The 15,319-nt window shown below is 72.5% G+C and carries 12 protein-coding genes; 8 read left to right on the top strand and 4 right to left on the bottom strand.

The genetic code is table 11. From position 1 onward, the window contains the following. Positions 1–264: 264 nt before the first annotated feature. Positions 265–438 carry a hypothetical protein gene (locus EAO77_RS38990; RefSeq protein WP_187283488.1) on the bottom strand — a complete coding sequence of 58 codons (174 nt, stop codon included), beginning with the start codon at positions 436–438 and terminating at the stop codon, positions 265–267. Positions 439–734: 296 nt separating this feature from the next. On the opposite strand from EAO77_RS38990, the gene EAO77_RS30795 reads away from it, so the two are divergent. From EAO77_RS30795 to EAO77_RS30775, 5 genes are all read left to right on the top strand, one after another. Then, a complete protein-coding gene (locus EAO77_RS30795; protein WP_147991617.1) occupies positions 735–2,993 on the top strand; it encodes an FG-GAP-like repeat-containing protein in 2,259 nt (752 codons plus the stop codon). 772 nt (positions 2,994–3,765) lie between these two features. Further along, complete coding sequence (locus EAO77_RS30790; protein ID WP_147991616.1) at positions 3,766–5,040, top strand: MFS transporter; 1,275 nt, start codon at positions 3,766–3,768, stop codon at positions 5,038–5,040. Next, complete coding sequence (locus tag EAO77_RS30785; RefSeq protein WP_147991615.1) at positions 5,037–6,866, top strand: prolyl oligopeptidase family serine peptidase; 1,830 nt, start codon at positions 5,037–5,039, stop codon at positions 6,864–6,866. The genes EAO77_RS30790 and EAO77_RS30785 overlap by 4 nt, the downstream gene beginning before the upstream one ends. A 381-nt stretch (positions 6,867–7,247) precedes the next feature. Continuing rightward, the gene (locus EAO77_RS30780; protein WP_147991614.1) at positions 7,248–9,149 is read left to right on the top strand and encodes a RiPP maturation radical SAM C-methyltransferase; all 1,902 of its coding nucleotides are present in this window, start codon (positions 7,248–7,250) and stop codon (positions 9,147–9,149) included. Positions 9,150–9,181: 32 nt separating this feature from the next. Beyond that, positions 9,182–9,841 carry a DUF5825 family protein gene (locus EAO77_RS30775; RefSeq protein ID WP_147991613.1) on the top strand — a complete coding sequence of 220 codons (660 nt, stop codon included), beginning with the start codon at positions 9,182–9,184 and terminating at the stop codon, positions 9,839–9,841. 239 nt (positions 9,842–10,080) lie between these two features. Here EAO77_RS30775 and EAO77_RS30770 read toward each other — a convergent pair whose 3' ends face one another. Both EAO77_RS30770 and EAO77_RS30765 read right to left on the bottom strand, forming a co-directional pair. Beyond that, on the bottom strand, positions 10,081–10,914 hold the full coding sequence (locus EAO77_RS30770; protein WP_147991612.1) for a PIG-L family deacetylase: 834 nt from the start codon (positions 10,912–10,914) through the stop codon (positions 10,081–10,083). A gap of 414 nt (positions 10,915–11,328) precedes the next feature. Then, positions 11,329–11,775 carry a DUF6223 family protein gene (locus tag EAO77_RS30765; protein ID WP_147991611.1) on the bottom strand — a complete coding sequence of 149 codons (447 nt, stop codon included), beginning with the start codon at positions 11,773–11,775 and terminating at the stop codon, positions 11,329–11,331. Positions 11,776–11,973: 198 nt separating this feature from the next. On the opposite strand from EAO77_RS30765, the gene EAO77_RS30760 reads away from it, so the two are divergent. From EAO77_RS30760 to EAO77_RS30750, 3 genes are all read left to right on the top strand, one after another. After that, positions 11,974–13,101, top strand: a complete 1,128-nt coding sequence (locus EAO77_RS30760) for a sensor histidine kinase (RefSeq protein WP_147991610.1) — start codon at positions 11,974–11,976, stop codon at positions 13,099–13,101. Continuing rightward, on the top strand, positions 13,098–13,766 hold the full coding sequence (locus tag EAO77_RS30755) for a response regulator (protein WP_147991609.1): 669 nt from the start codon (positions 13,098–13,100) through the stop codon (positions 13,764–13,766). The genes EAO77_RS30760 and EAO77_RS30755 overlap by 4 nt, the downstream gene beginning before the upstream one ends. 184 nt (positions 13,767–13,950) lie before the next feature. After that, a complete protein-coding gene (locus EAO77_RS30750; protein ID WP_147991608.1) occupies positions 13,951–14,286 on the top strand; it encodes a YnfA family protein in 336 nt (111 codons plus the stop codon). Positions 14,287–14,472: 186 nt separating this feature from the next. Here the strand turns inward: EAO77_RS30750 and EAO77_RS30745 are convergent, their stop codons facing one another. Further along, entirely contained in the window at positions 14,473–15,315 is an 843-nt protein-coding gene (locus EAO77_RS30745) for a hypothetical protein (RefSeq protein ID WP_147991607.1), read from the bottom strand. Positions 15,316–15,319 lie beyond the last annotated feature (4 nt).

Raw genomic sequence — 15,319 nt, 5'->3', positions numbered from 1 at the left:
GCCCTCTCCGGCGGTCGGTGACCGACCTGCCCGCCGGGATCACCGACAGCACTTCCGATCACTGTCGGCTGTCGGCGATTCTCCGCAGGTTACGACGTCCACGGCGCGCAGCGTCGAACGTTGTGCGCGAGGGCTTCGAGCACATCGGCGCGGGTCACCTGAGCGGGGAGCAGCCGGGTCAGGTGGGAGGGCATGTCCGCCCGCCCCGGGCGGACGCGTGTGCTCCGGGCGGCATGGGGAGGGCGACCGCCGGCCCCGGCGCCCTCAGAGCGGTGCGTGCACCTCTTCCGGCCCGTCCGTCACTGCGAGGTCCGCCTCGTAGGCGTCGCTGTAGACCGGCTCGAGGAAGACGTGCCGGAAGTCGGGCAGGGGTGTGGCGGGAGGCTGCCGGGGTGAGGGGGCGGCCGGTTGGGGCTGCGTGGGCGGGCGCACGGGCATGCCGGTCTCCTGCGGTGGTGAGCGTGAAGGGAGCCTGCCTGGGGACACGCCTGACGAACGGCACGCCCGGTGACGGGTGAACTCCATTCTGCCGCACGTGCGTTCGATTTCAAGCGGAACGCGCCGACGGAGCGGGACGATGCCCGCCTGTCCCGGAGGTGCGTCGCGCAGGGCGGGCGACGATGAACGCGGTGGCGACTCCACACACCTGCCCGCCGGCGTACAACCTTTTCCGATGATCAACAGTCCGACCTGGAGCAACGCGTGTTGCGCCTGGTCCGTGAGAGGAAAACACCTTGATCCACGCACGTCCCGTCCGCCGGCGGGCGGCCGCTGCCGTCGTCACCGTGCTGGCCGTCACCGCCGGCGCGAGCGCCGTGGCGGCCCCCGCGACCGCTGTACCGGCGAACGGCAGCACGACCGGCGTGGCGGCGGCGTCCACAGCCGCCGTCGCCGCGTTCCCCGCCAGGAGCACCATCTTCGGTGTGACCGCCACGGGGTTCCTGACGTCCACCGAGGTTCCGTCCATGGACGAAGCCGGCACCACGCACATCAGGCAGTGGGTACGTGCGGACGGCGGCCCGGCGACGGATCTCAACTACATGGCCAAGATCGCGAGCACCGGCTCGGGGGACATCGTGGCCTTCGCGGCGAGTTCCCGGGCGTGGCTCAAGGACCTGGCCACCGACAAGGACCTGCGCTCGGTCACCGTCGGGGGTGACACCGCGTACGCGGGGGCCGCGGGCAAGGCGCTGTTCACCACCACGCTCAACGTGGAGGGGAACAGGCTCCTGCACATGCACACCACGACCAGTGGTGCGGCGAGGATGACCACGGGTCTTCCCGGGGACGCCACGAATGTCGTCGTGACGGCGGGTACCGCCGAGCACGCCCTGCTGACGTACTCCACCGGGGCGGGGGAGACGGCGAAGAGGCACGTCGCCCTGCTGGACCTCGCGGCCAACGCGGTGACGGAGGCGTACGCGCTGCCGGCCACGGCCGCGAAGGGGGACATCGCCGTGTCCGCGACCCACCTGGCCTGGGTGGAGTACGACGCGGACGACCGCGTGACGGTGGTGGCCGTCGACCGGGCGACGAAGGCTCCCCAGCGCTTCGCGGTCGGCACCGCGTGGCGTAACGACGTCGAGGTCGGCCTGGCGGGCGGCTGGGTGACGTACGGAACGCGCAGCGGGCTCACCGACATAGAGCCGGATGCCCTGCACGCGCTGACCGCGCGCAGTCTCGCGGACGGCACCACCACCCGCAGGCTTCTGGACCACACGCTGACGTCCGCCGTCGCCCCCGACGGCGCCCAGGTCGTGCGGGGTGGCACCGTCGGGGGCGGCGAGGGCCTCTACCGGATCGCCCCCGGCCCCGAGGGCGCCGCCCCGGTCGCCGAACTCGTCGCGAGCAGCGGCGAGTCGACGGGCCTCGGCCTGCTGGCGAGCAAGGTCCCGGCGGTCGTCGACCTCGACGCCGACGGCGGCCGGGTGCCGCTGGAGTGGACGCTGTCCCGGTACAACGCGACGGCCACCGTGACGCTGCGCCACGTGCGGACGGGGAGGACCTCGGTCGCGGGCTTCATGCAGCCCGAGAACGCGGTCGTGCGCTACGACTGGCTCGGTGACCTCAACAGCGGCGGCGCCCCGGCCGAGAGCGCCTACAACGGCGACTACACCTGGGAGATCAGCGCCAAACCGCTGAACGGCATCGGCCCGGAGCTGAAGCGGTCCGGCACCTTCACGGTCACCCGCAAGGCCGCCGGGCACGACTACAACGACAACGGCTCCCCGGACCTGCTCCTGCGCGACAGTGCCGGCACGCTGGTGCGCGCCGACAGCTACTACAACCCGTGGATCAACGAGAACGGGCAGCTGTCCGCGGCGGAGCAGAAGACGGTCGGCAGCGGCTGGAACATGCACAACCGGATCGAGGCGGCCGGGAACCTGGCCGGCGACGCCCACGGGGACCTCGTCGCCCGAGACACGACCGGCGTGCTGTGGCTCTACCAGGGCAAGGGCGACGGCACCTTCGCGACCCGCGTCAGGGTCGGCGGCGGCTGGCAGACCTACCGCCACCTGGCCGGCGGCAGCGACCTCACCGGCGACGGCCGGCCCGACCTGGTCGCCACCGACACCACCGGCGCCCTGTGGCTCTACCGGGCCACCGGCAGCGTCAGCGACCCGTTCGCCGCGCGGAAGAAGATCGGGCTCAGCGGCTGGCAGCAGTTCAACAGCATCGAGGCCACCGGCAACATCGCCGGCACCGTCGCAGGGGACCTCGTCGCCCGCGACACCGCCGGGGTGCTGTGGCTCTACCAGGGGCGTGGCGACGGCACCTTCGCCGCCCGCGTCAGGATCGGCAGCGGCTGGAACACGTACCAGCACCTCGTCGGCATCGGCGACGCCGACCGCGACGGCCGCCCCGACCTCTTCGCCTACGGCCCCGACGGCACCTACCTCTACAAGGGCACGGGCAGCGCGACCAGGCCGTTCGGGACCAAGGAGGCGACCAGCCTTCCCGACGCGATCCTGAAGCACACCGCGGTCGTCTGACACCGCATCCCGGGCGGGTACGGCTTTCGGGGCGGGCGGAACGACTCCGCCCGCCCCTTCGGCCCGTCGCCGACGGTGTCCTCGGTGCCGGCAGTCCCTGCTCCCGCGCGTACGCGGTGACCGCGGCCGCCGGCCCGTCGCGGAAATTCTGTGCCGGCGAAGCCTCACGAGCGGCCGGCAGCACCGGGATCGCCCGAGCCGGCCGCACCGGCGGCGCCGGCCGGACGGGTCCCCCCGGCGTGGTCGCCGTGCGGCAGGGCCCGGGGTGGGGCCGACCCGACCGGGGCGGGCCGCGTCCGCCCCGGCCCTTACCCCGTCCGCTCCGCCCCGCCGACCGGTACCCGGCGGACAAACGGAAGGGGACTCCGGTACTCCGTGGCGCGCGCAGCCGCGCCCGCGGCGGCCGCAGGGGCCGGGCGGAGAACCCTGCGCGGCGACGCTTCGGGGGTACCCGGCCAGGCACGATCACGCTCCCGGCGGCGCGGACCGCGCTCGCCCGCCCGGGCCGGCCAACGGCGGGTCCGCAGCCCGTGCTGCGCGCTTCTCCCCGTTCCGGAATTTCCGACAGGGCGAGGCGACGTGGCGCCGACGCGAACCCGTCGCCGTGCAATCGCGGTGCCATTCCTTGATCGGGAACGCCATTCCAAGGACGGTATTGTGCCCCGAGAATCCCTTCGCTACGATCGCAACCCTCACCGGCCGTAAGTCCGCTCATTGCAGGGGGCGATGTGGGTGCGTCAGCTTCAGAATTACTCCCCGAGCGGGATTCCTGATGGGCGAGGCCGAGGGGAAATCGGCATCGTCCGGCCCTGAATTAGCAGAAGACGAGCGATTACCGAAAGGCTCGCCTCCGTCCCCTTTCCGGAGGCGGGATTTCTCGCTCTTCTGGGCGGCGGGCGCCGTCGACGGTCTGGGGACCTGCGCGTCCTCCCTCTTCCTCCCGCTGATCCTGCTGGGCGCCGGATTCTCGTCCGGGCTCGCCGGCCTCGTCGCCACGGTGGCACTGGCAGGCGGGCTCGTCGTCTCGCCGATCGCGGGGGTGTTCGCCGACCGGCTGCCGCGCAAGCCGATGATGTACACGGCGGCCCTCGTCGCCGCGGGCGCCACGGGGTCGGTGTTCGTGACCGTGGCACTCGGCCATGTCGTCCTCGTCCACGTACTCGTCGCGGCCGTCATCGAGCAGGCGGCCAGCGCCACCTACGGAGCCGCCGCCTCCGGGACGATCCGGCGGCTCGTGCCTCCCGAGGAGTACCCCCGGGCGATCGGGTACCTCCAGGCGCGGGACCAGGCGGTGCAGATCTTCGGGCCGACGCTGGGCGGTGTGCTCTACCAGATGGCGCGGTGGGTCCCCCTGCTCGCGGACGCGGTGTCGTTCCTTCTGGTGGCCGTGTTGAGCAGGGCGATCCGCGCGGACCTGACGCCCGAACGGGAGGGTCCCGCCGCATCCTTCACCCGTGAGCTCGCCGAAGGCCTGCGCTTCGTGTGGGCCGAGCCCTTCCTGCGCTTCGTGGTCGTGTGGACCGCCGGGATCAACGCACTGCTGGGAGCGCTGTACTTCCACGCGGTCTTCGCGTCGCACGCCGAGGGCGCCAGCCCCTCCTCGATCGGTCTCATCCTCACCCTCGCGGGCGTCGGCGGACTGCTGGGCGCGCTCGCCGCGCCGTGGCTGGTGCGGCGGGTGCCGGCCACCCGGATCGTCACGGGCGCCTCGTGGGCGATGGTGCCCACGGCGGCCGGCCTCGCTCTCGCGTCCCAGACCTGGGCCTACGGGCTGCTGCTGAGCGCGGTGTCGCTGATCGTGCCGTCGGTGGCGGTCGTGCTCCAGACCCGGGCGGTGCTGGTGACCCCCGACCGTCTGCTGGCCCGGATGGGGACGGTGCTGGGCACCGCCGGCCAGGGCGTCGCCGTGCTCGCCCCGGTGATGGCAGGGGTCCTGGTGGCGGCGTACGGAGGCCGCACGGTGGCGTTGGCCTGCGCGGGAGCGTTCGCCGTGCTGGCCCTGTACGCGACGGCCAGGTCCGCTCTCGTCGTCCGGGAGGCGCCGTGACACCGTCCTCCCCGAAGACGGCCGCACGCACCTACGGCGTCTACCGCCCGGTGCTGCCGGTGACCAGCCCCCGCAACCCGGACCGGATGGTGTACACGGGGGACGCCGACGGCCGGTGCGAGATCTTCACCTGGGACCGGTCCAGCGGCAGCACACGGCAGTTGACGGACCGTCCGCACGGCACACTGCTGTGCGCCATCGACCGCGACGAGGCCGTGTGGTGGTTCGACGAGGACCGCGGCGGCAGCGGAGGCTGGCGCACCCAGGACTTCGACGGCGGCCCGGACCGTCCGGCGCTGGCCGGGGTGCCGTCCGGACGGCCCGCCGGGCTCGCCCTGACGGAACGCGGCACGGTGGCCGTCGGTATCCGCGGCGCCGAGGGGTTCAGCGTGCACCTGGGGCGGCGCGGCGGCAGGGCTGCACCCGTCCTGCGCACGACGGACTCCGCCACCCTGTGCGATCTGGCGCCGGACGGCGGACTGCTGGCGGTGTCCGGCCCCGCCCACTCCGCCCGTGCCGTGACGCTGGTGACCCCGGACGGGACCACCGCCGCGGTGCTCTCCGGCACCGCGGAACGCACCTGGGCGCTCGGTTTCGCGCCCGCGCTCACATCGCCTTCCGGTCCCGCAGGCACGTCCGGCCGCACGCTGCTGCTGGTCATGCGCGAGCGGGCCGGCCGCTACCACCTGGGTGTCTGGGCCCCCGGCGGCGGACTGGAGCTGCTGCCCTGGTGCTCCTTCGACACCGAGACGACCGCCCGTTGGTACCCCGGCCCGGGGAGTGCGCGGGTCCTGCTGCGGCAGGACCGGCACGGCCGCAGCAGGCTGTTCACCGCCGACCTGGACCGCGGCGAGCTGACCCCGGTGCCCACTCCCGAGGGCAGCATCCTGGCCGCGTCACCCGCCGCCGACGGCGACGTTCACTTCATCTGGACCGACGCGGTGAACGTGCCCCGCGCGATGTCCCTGTCGGGTGCGTCGCTGCCCGGGCAGAGCCGGTGGCGTCTTCCGCGGTTCGGTCACCGCCAAGACCTGTGGACCCCGGGACCAGACGGCCCCGTGCACACCTTCGTCACCACGCCCGCGGACCGCCCCGCACCCCACCCGCTGGTCCTCCTCGTGCACGGCGGCCCGGCCGACCACGACCGCGACGCCTACGACCCCATGGTGCAGGCCCTCGTCGGCGCGGGTCACGCCGTGGCCCGCGTCAACTACCGGGGCTCCACCGGCTACGGGCCGCGCTGGCGCTCCGCCTACTCCGAGGGCGTCGGCCACACCCAGGTCGCCGACCTGGTGCGGGCCCGGGCCGACCTGCTGGACCGGGGCATCGGCCGCCCGGGCGCCGTGGGCCTGTGCGGCACGTCGTGGGGCGGCTATCTGACGCTGCTGGCCATGGGGACCCGTCCCGACCTGTGGGACGTCGGGGTGGCCGTCAAACCGCTCGCCGACTGCGCCACCGCCTTCCGGCACTCCACGCCCGCCCTCCAGGCGCTCGACACCTCGCTGTTCGGCGGCACTCCGGACGAGGTGCCCGACGCCTACGCCCACGCCTCCCCGTCCTCGTACGCGGCCGCCATCCGCTCCCCGCTGCTGGTCGTCGCCGCGCGGCGGGACGCCAAGTGTCCGCCGGAGCAGATCGAGGCGTACCTGGCCGTGCTGCGCGCGGGCGGTGTGCCCCACGAGGTGATGTGGCTGGACTCGGGCCACGACGGCTACGACGGAGCCGACCACCTGGCCGTCATACGGCGGTCCCTCGAATTTCTCGGCGGCGGGCTGCCTTCCGCGCCCGATCAGGCCGAGCCGCCCCCACCCCCGGAGAGGAGGTGAACATCATGCAGAAGGACATCATCCACGGCGACCCGCTCGACGGCGACGAGGAGAGCCGCAAGCCGGGCGTCGGCGTCGTCGTCTACCTCCGCTCCGCGGAGGAGATGGAGGACGAGGACAAGTAGCGGCCAGGGCCTCCCGTCCGGATCGTGACACGCGAGCCCGCCACGATCCGGACGGGAGGCCCCGGGGTCCGGCTGCGCGACCGTGCGCGGCCGGCCCCATCCGGACGGGACCCCGGCCGGCTCCCGGACCGGACCACCCGGCCGGTGCCCCGTCACGGACGTCGTCAGGCGCCCCTGTCCGGCGCCTGACGACGTCCCGGCCGATGCCCGACCGACACGTCATCCCGTGCACTGATCACATGAGAAGAGGCGAGCCGTGCGCGTACTCCTGGTGAACATGCCCTGGGCCCCGATCGATCTCCCGTCGCTGGCTCTCGGAATTCTCAAGCGCAGTGTCGACGAGCGCGTACCGAACGGCAGAGCGGAGGTTCTGCACGCGAATATCGAATACGTGGACTGGATCACCAGGAACACGGAATTCACTTTGGAGGACTACTCCTACTACGCACTCGGCTCCTATTTCCTGGGCTGCGGCGACTGGGTCTTCTCCTCGGCTCTCTACGACGATCCCGAATGGCGTGTCCCCGAGTTCACCGAGGCGATGGCCAACCGGGTGCGCGGGGCCCGCATGGAGATGACGCAGGCCCTGCACGTCACCGCGCCCGACTTCGTCCAGCACATCGCGGAACGCATCGTGGAACTCGCCCCGGACGTGGTCGGGTTCACCTCGACGTTCCAGCAGAACACCGCCGCCCTGGCGGCCGCCAAGTACGTCAAGCGGCTCGCCCCGCACATCGTGACGGCCATGGGCGGCGCCAACTGCGACGGCAAACAGGGCGAGGCCGTCCACCGCAACTTCCCCTTCGTCGACCACGTGCTGCGCGGCGAGGGCGAGGTGTCGTTCCCCGCCCTGATCAGGGCCCTGGAAGCCGGCGAGCCGCTGTCGGAGGTCCCCGGGCTGTGCTGGCGCGACACGGACGGCTCCTCCGTCGTGAACGCCATGAACACCAAGCCCCTGCCGCCCGCCGCCATCCTGCCGCCGGACTACTCCGGGTACTTCGAGCGGCTCGCCTCGTCCCACGCCCGCAACTGGGTCGAGCCCAAACTGGTCGTCGAGGGCGCGCGGGGCTGCTGGTGGGGCGAGAAGCACCACTGCACCTTCTGCGGACTGAACGGCTCGTTCATGGAGTTCCGCAGCAAGAGCCCCGACGTGTTCTACGACGAGATCATGGAACTGGCGCGCAGGCACCGGGTCCTGGACATGTACGTCGTGGACAACATCCTGGACATGGGGTACGTGAAGTCGGTGCTGCCCCGCATCATCGACAGCGGGTACGACCTGCGCATGCACATCGAGATCAAGTCCAACATGCGGCGCGGACAGCTCCAGACCCTGGCGGACGCGGGCCTGATCTTCGTCCAGCCGGGCATCGAGAGTCTCAACAGCCGGGTGCTGACCCTGATGGACAAGGGAGTGACCGGCGGCCAGAACGTACGGATGCTCCGTGACGCCGCCACCGTCGGCCTCTCGGTCGCCTGGAACTACCTGCACGGCTTCCCGGGCGAGGACGCCGAGGACTACGACGACGTGGTGGACCAGCTGGCCGCGCTGGAACACCTGAATCCGCCCGTGGGCCCGTCCTCCCGGATCGCGATCGAGCGGTTCAGCCCGTACTTCAACGACCCCGGGCTCGGCTTCTCCGAGCTGCGCCCCGCCGAGCCCTACCGCCTCACCTACGACCTCCCCGACGCCGAGATGTTCGACCTGGCGTACGTCTTCGACGTACCGCCCCGGGGCATCGGCGAGGACGTCGTCCAACGGCTCGACGAAGGCATCGCGCACTGGAAGCGGAACTACGCCGGCAGCCGCCTCACCCACTGCGACCTGGAGGACCGGATCGTCCTGGTCAGCAAGCGCCGGGCCTTCGACTGGACCCGCCTGGAACTGACCGACCCGTGCGAACTGGCCCTGTTCCGGCTGCTCGACCAGCCGCACACCGTGAAGGCGGCCGCCCGCAAGCTGGACGCGGACCACCACATCGGCGAGGCCGACCTGCTCCGGGTCCTGAAGCGGTGGCGGGAGCTCGGCGTCGTGTTCGAGGACAGCGGACAGTTCGTGCAGATCGCGCCGCCGGCCCTGAACGAGGAGTTCCTGCGGATCGACTTCATGCGCCACACCGCCGCCCGCGAGGCCGAACTCGCCCCGACGACCGTCTGACGACCGCACGACCGCCCGACCGAGGGACGACGATGACTCCTGCGATCACCGGCACCGCCCCCTTCACCGTGACCGCCTCACGGGACTACGACCCCGAGGTGGGCACCCTGCCCGCCATGTCCCTGGGCCGCTTCGAGATCGACATGTCCGGCGGCGAGGCCGCCCGGCGGCTGTTCGCCGCCGGGGCCCGGCACGTGACCCTGCCCCGCCCCGTGGACCTGACGGACACCGCCGACGCGGCATGGTCCGTCAGGGCGCTGAGCTTCGTGGGCGACCTGACCAGCCTGGCCGTCTCCGTCGACTGGCAGCTCCGCACCGGCCCGGATCCCGACGCCTGGCGCCACTTCGGCCACCTCCACCCGCCGACCGCCGTCCTCGGCACCGAGGACCCGGTCGCGACGGCGCTCGCCTGGCGCACCACGTACTACATCTGCAAGTGCATCTTCCGGTACGGCCCCGGGTTCATCCAGGTCCGCGACCGGCGCTACGGCGAGCTGCGCCGCTTCACCATCGACGAACCGGAGTACCACGAGGCCGTCGCGGCCCTCACCGACGGCGCGCCCGCCGACGCGATCCCGCGGCCGATCCTGGACGACCTGGTGGCAGAGGATCTCGTCCTGCGCCTCGGCGACCATCTGTGGTGGGCGCCCTACCGGGTCCGCCGCTGGTCGGAGGCACCACTGGTGATCTGAGCCCCCGATCGCCGAGGCCCCGCGGGAGTCGTCCCGCGGGGCCTCGGTCATGTCGTCCCTCCGGCGGGGTCAGCCCTCGCAGAGAGCCGTGTCCATGACCACGACCATCCGGGTCCCGGCCGGGGGCCCGGGGGGAGACGAACTCACCCGCCGAGAAGCGACTCGTGGAAGGCCGGCACGTCCTCCAGGGTGGACACCAGCGCTCCGGCGGCGCCGCCAAGGCCCCTGCTCCGGGCGGATCAGCGCAGTCCGGCGAAGAGATCGTTCTCGGGTACGGCCGCGCCGGTGGTGTCCCGGACACGTACGAAGGTCTCCGTCCCCATCAGCTCGCCGAACCTCTCCCTGCCCATCCTGAGGAAGAAGATGTTCTCGCCCTGACTGGCGTGTGCGGCCAGCGCGTCGAACTTCTGACCGCTGAACGCGGTGGTGTCCACCCACGTGGTGATCTCGTCGTCGGGGAGGCCGATCTCGGCCATGGCGGCCGCCTCGGCAGGATCCGGTTCCGGCATGTCCGGATGAAACTCGCGCATGATCTCCCCGAACCGCCGCATCCCCGAGCGGGGCATCGTGGTCCAGTACACCTTCGGAGCGAGCGCGGTCATCTCCAGCGCCGCCATCGTGATGCGGTGGGCCTGGATGTGATCGGGATGGCCGTAGAAGCCGTTCTCGTCGTAGGTCACGACCACATCGGGCCGGTAGTGCCGCATGAGTTCCGCGAGCCGGGCCGCGCCCTCCGCCACCGGGGTCTGCCAGAAGGATCCGGGGGCGTCGTTGCTCGGCCAGCCCATCATCCCGGAGTCGCCGTAGTCCAGCGTCTCCAGATCGCTGATCTTCAGGACGTCACGGCTCGCCTCCAGCTCCTGACGCCGCATCAGGGCGACGGCCGCCGGATCGTGCCCCGGATCGCCGGGCTTGACGCCCCCCGGCCCGTCACCGCAACCGCCGTCGGTACACGTCACGAGAACCGTGCGGATGCCTTCCGCCGCGTACCGCGCGAGGACCCCTCCGGTTCCGGTGGCCTCATCGTCGGGGTGGGCGTGTACTGCCATGAGCGTCAAGGGCCGGGAAGTCATGCGGAGTCCTCCTGCGGAGCTGCGTCGTGGTCCAACTGTGCGGCGGGCGTACCGGTTTCGGGGTCCGGATCCTGTCCAAGGCGGACGACCTCGTGGTCCAGCAGGTCTCCCAGCCCGTGCAGGCCGATCCCTCGATCATGCAACGGCGCCGGGCGGACGCGCTGTTCCCGGCGCGGCCGCACGTCTCGGCGAACGGGCGGATCCGTCTGTCATCCGGCACCGGACGGGGGATTCCGGCACCCTCGCGCCGGACGACGCCGACGGGCGCGAGTCCTCCCGGTCATCGGGCCGGGCGGCTGCCTCGTCCTCGCCTTCGCCGTCCCGGCCGTCCCGGTGATCTCCGGCGCTGCCGTACCTGCCGTCGGCGCCGACGCGCACACGGTCCGTCGCGCGGTGACCGCCGGCGGGGCGTGATCAGCGACATGTATCCCGCTCTGTCCGACGGGTGCGGCGGGAGCGCATCAGGGCCCGCCCGCCCAGTGCGGCGCCGGTCGAGCCCAGGAGCAGGGCCACGTAGGCCCCGCCGAGGCCGTTGCCGGTGCCGAGCCCACCGTTCGCGGTGGCCGCGACCAGCCCGCCCAGGGTCATGCCGATCAGCCCCGTGACCACGGCCACGGCCGCCCCGAGCGCCCCGCTCGCGGTGCCGAGGCGACCGCCGGGCCGGGTCAGCGCGAGCACGGCGACGACCACGGCGGTCAGCCCCAGCAGGCCTCCGGTGGTGGCGCCGAGCCGTCCGAGGCCGAAGTCGGTGACGCCGGCGGCGGCCGGCACGGCGGAGACGTCCGCCGCCGCTGGTGCGGCGAGACCGAGCCCGCCCAGAAGGGCGGTTGCAAAGGCGGCGGACAGGCGACGAGCGGACATCGAGGTGTTCCTTCTCTTCCCATGACTGGACATGGTGCGAGCATGTCTGTCGGGCCCGCGGCGGGTCGTCCGGCGAGCGGAGGCATTTCGCGCTACCGCCGACGCGGCAGACGCCGCAGAGGTACTGCGCGTGCGGTAGCCGGGCACTCGTGCGTGAGCGGGATTCGCCCGCGGGCAGCTTCCGGTTACGGTGCGCGCATGAGCAATGGACGGTTCCGCGTCGGGCCCCGTGCACGCGACTGGCTGATCGCCGTCGGTGTGGCGGGAGCGCTGCTGGTCACCGGGCTGTCCGGGCACCCTTCCGGCACTGGCATCGACCTGTTCGGCTGCGTGTTGCTGGTGGTGGGGGGCCTGGCACTGGCCGGCGGGCGGCGGTCTCCGGTCGCCACCCTCGCCGTCACCGGGATGTGCGCGGTGGGGTACCAGGCAGCGGGTTTCGACGTGGCCGCGGTCGCGTTCCTGTTCGCGGTGTACGCGGCCATGCGGGAGGGACACCGCGTCGTCACCGTGGCCATGAGCGTGGCGGTGCTGGCGGCCTTGCCCCTGGCCGCCCTGGCCTCGGGCCTGCACGACACCGGTGAGGCGTTCGCGCAGGCCCGCAGCGCCCTCGAGATCGCCTGGCTGATCGCGGCCGGGTCGGCGGGCGAGGCTCTGCGGCAGGCCGAGCGGCGGGCGGACGAGGCCGAGCGCACGCGGGAGGCGACGGCGCGGCGCCGCGCCGACGAGGAGCGGCTGCGCATCGCGCGGGAACTGCACGATTCGCTGACCCACCAGATCTCGGTCATCAAGGTGCAGTCCGAGGTCGCCGTCCACGTGTCCCGCAAGCGCGGTGAACAGGTGCCGCAGGCTCTGCTGGCGATCCAGGAGGCCGGCCGGGAGGCGACCCGGGAGCTCCGCGCGACCCTGGAGGCGCTCCGCGACGACGACACCGCCCCGCCACGTGGGCTCGACCACGTTCCGGAGCTCGTGGCAGGGGCCCGCAGCTTCGGCCTGGACGCGACGCTGGCGATCGAGGGGCAACGGCGGGATGTGCCGGTGACGGTGGGGCGGACCGTCTACCGGATCGTTCAGGAGTCGCTGACGAATGTCTCCCGTCATGCGGGTGCCCGTTCGGCGTCGGTCCGGATCGACTGCCGCCCGGACGCCCTCGCGGTACGCATCGACGACGACGGCATGGCCACCCGGGCCGCAGCCCCGGTGCCCGGGGTCGGGCTGCTCGGGATGCGTGAACGCGTCACCGCCCTCGGCGGCCGTATGCGGGCGGAACCACGCCGCGAGGGTGGCTTCACCGTCCAGGCTGAACTCCCCCTGGAACGAGCCTCGTGATCCGTGTCCTGCTGGTCGACGACCAGCCGCTCATCCGCAGCGGATTCCGCGCGCTCCTCGACCTCGAGGACGACATCGACGTGGTCGCCGAGGCTGCCGACGGGCAGCAGGCCCTGCGGCTCGCGAAGGAGCACCTGCCCGACATCGCGCTGGTCGACATCCAGATGCCGGTCATGGACGGCATCGAGACGACCCGGCGCATCGCCGCCGATCCCGCCCTGGCCGGACTGCACGTCGTCATCCTGACCAACTACGGCCTGGACGAATACGTCCTGGACGCGCTGCGCGCGGGAGCCGCAGGGTTCCTCGTCAAGGACATCCTGCCGGAGGACTTCCTGCACGCCGTACGCGTTGCCGCGCGGGGAGACGCCCTTCTCGCACCGTCCATCACCCGCAAGCTGATCGACCGCTACGTCACCCAGCCACTCCCCACCGCCACCGGCACGGGCAGCGGGCTGGAGGAGCTGACGGGGCGTGAACGCGAGGCCGTGGCTCTGGTCGCGCACGGCCTGTCCAACGACGAGATCGCGAACCGCATGGTGATCAGCCCGCTGACGGCCAAGACCCACGTCAACCGGGCCATGACCAAGCTCCGCGTCCGCGACCGTGCCCAGCTCGTGGTCCTCGCCTACGAATCGGGCCTGGTCACCCCGCGCAGCTCCTGACCCCCGCGTGCCCTTGGTGAGAGCGATCACCGGTCCAGTGGCGACCAGGAGCGCGAGGGCCGCGTACCCGCAGGCAAGCGTGGTGAGCGCCGCCGGCGACGCGGGTCGCCGGCCGTCCTCCCGGCCGTGCCCGCCGGCGGACCCCCAAGATCACCGGCATGGCCCGACGGTAGGGTCACGCGGTATGACCGTCGCTCGTTCCGTCGCCCTGTTCGCCGTCGCCGCCCTGTTCGAGATCGGCGGGGCCTGGCTGGTGTGGCAGGGCGTCCGCGAGCACAAGGGCTGGATCTGGATCGGTGCCGGAGTGATCGCCCTCGGGCTCTACGGTGTCGTCGCGACCTTCCAGAGCGACGACGACTTCGGTCGGATCCTCGCCGCGTACGGCGGCGTCTTCGTCGCCGGGTCGATCGCCTGGGGCATGGTCGCCGACGGCTACCGCCCGGACCGCTTCGATGTCATCGGCGCCCTGATCTGCCTCGCCGGCATGGCTGTGATCATGTACGCGCCCCGCAGCCACTGATCATGTCCGCTCCCCGGCGCCACATCGGCGGCAGGGGCCGGCTGGTGCCCGAGGACGCCGGGGCGGCAACGGCGTTGCCCGGACCGGCGGAGCGGCGGGGGCGGGCTGTGTGAACGCCGAACTGATCCGGGCGGATGCGCCGGCCGGCGCGGCGTGGGAGGAGCGGGACGTGGCCGCCGGATGGGGTCAGGGGCGTTCGCCGTACTGGAGGATGCCGCCGACGAGGAAGCAGAGGGCGCCGGTGAGGGTGCCCCAGTCGGCGATGTCGGCGTTGACCAGGCTGCCGGTGGCGGGGCGGGTGTAGGCGGCGAGAGCCGAGACCATGAAGAGAACGGACCCCAGCTGGTTCACGGCGACGATCCACCAGCCGAGGTCACGCTGCCGCACGCACGGCCGGCCGTGGCAGATCTCGACCATGGCGAGGTGACCGGAGATCAGGAAGAGCACGCAGCCGATCACGTCGGGGGCCCAGACCAGCCGATTGACCTGATGGGCGGTCAGACCGCGCAGGAACGAGTCGAGCAGGTCGACGGCGAACACCAGGGTGCCGGCCAACAGGACGAAGGCGCTCAGCCAGTCGGCCCGTGCGGGCTCGTAGCTCCACCACCGCCACCTTCGGGTGACCAGGGCGCCCTCGCCGCCGGGCACATGGCGCGGGGCGTTGACGACCTGGAGCAGGGACACGTAGCCGCCGGTGTTGAAGAACAGACCGCCGGCGAAGTAGACCGAGGTGGAGGTCGTGGCGTCGCCGGACCCGAACTGGGCGACGGCGGCGCCGGTCGCGAAGAGCGCTCCGCCGATGACGAAGGCGGTGGCGGCGATGGCGTTGAGTCTGCGCAGCCGGGCGAGGGCGGTGTCGTCGGCGACGGCGTTCCGCGGGGCGGCGTCGCCGGGCCGGTGGACGGAGATGAGCCCTCGCCGGCGGGCAGGCCGTGATTCCCAGACGGCCGTGCCGCCGTCGGGAGGATGCCAGGTGAGCCGGGTGGTGAACGGTCCCGCGCCTTCGGCGCGCCGGTCGGATTGCCCCACGGGC

This window comes from Streptomyces sp. T39 (assembly GCF_008042045.1).
Taxonomy (GTDB): domain Bacteria; phylum Actinomycetota; class Actinomycetes; order Streptomycetales; family Streptomycetaceae; genus Streptomyces.
This window is presented reverse-complemented; position numbering and strand designations above follow the sequence as displayed.

What these genes read in the sequence shown, in the direction of transcription:
- EAO77_RS38990 (WP_187283488.1), bottom strand. Translation starts at nt 438, where the DNA reads ATGCCCGTGCGCCCGCCCACGCAGCCCCAACCGGCCGCCCCCTCACCC.
- EAO77_RS30790 (WP_147991616.1), top strand. Translation starts at nt 3,766, where the DNA reads ATGGGCGAGGCCGAGGGGAAATCGGCATCGTCCGGCCCTGAATTAGCA.
- EAO77_RS30775 (WP_147991613.1), top strand. Translation starts at nt 9,182, where the DNA reads ATGACTCCTGCGATCACCGGCACCGCCCCCTTCACCGTGACCGCCTCA.
- EAO77_RS30770 (WP_147991612.1), bottom strand. Translation starts at nt 10,914, where the DNA reads ATGACTTCCCGGCCCTTGACGCTCATGGCAGTACACGCCCACCCCGAC.
- EAO77_RS30765 (WP_147991611.1), bottom strand. Translation starts at nt 11,775, where the DNA reads ATGTCCGCTCGTCGCCTGTCCGCCGCCTTTGCAACCGCCCTTCTGGGC.
- EAO77_RS30760 (WP_147991610.1), top strand. Translation starts at nt 11,974, where the DNA reads ATGAGCAATGGACGGTTCCGCGTCGGGCCCCGTGCACGCGACTGGCTG.
- EAO77_RS30750 (WP_147991608.1), top strand. Translation starts at nt 13,951, where the DNA reads ATGACCGTCGCTCGTTCCGTCGCCCTGTTCGCCGTCGCCGCCCTGTTC.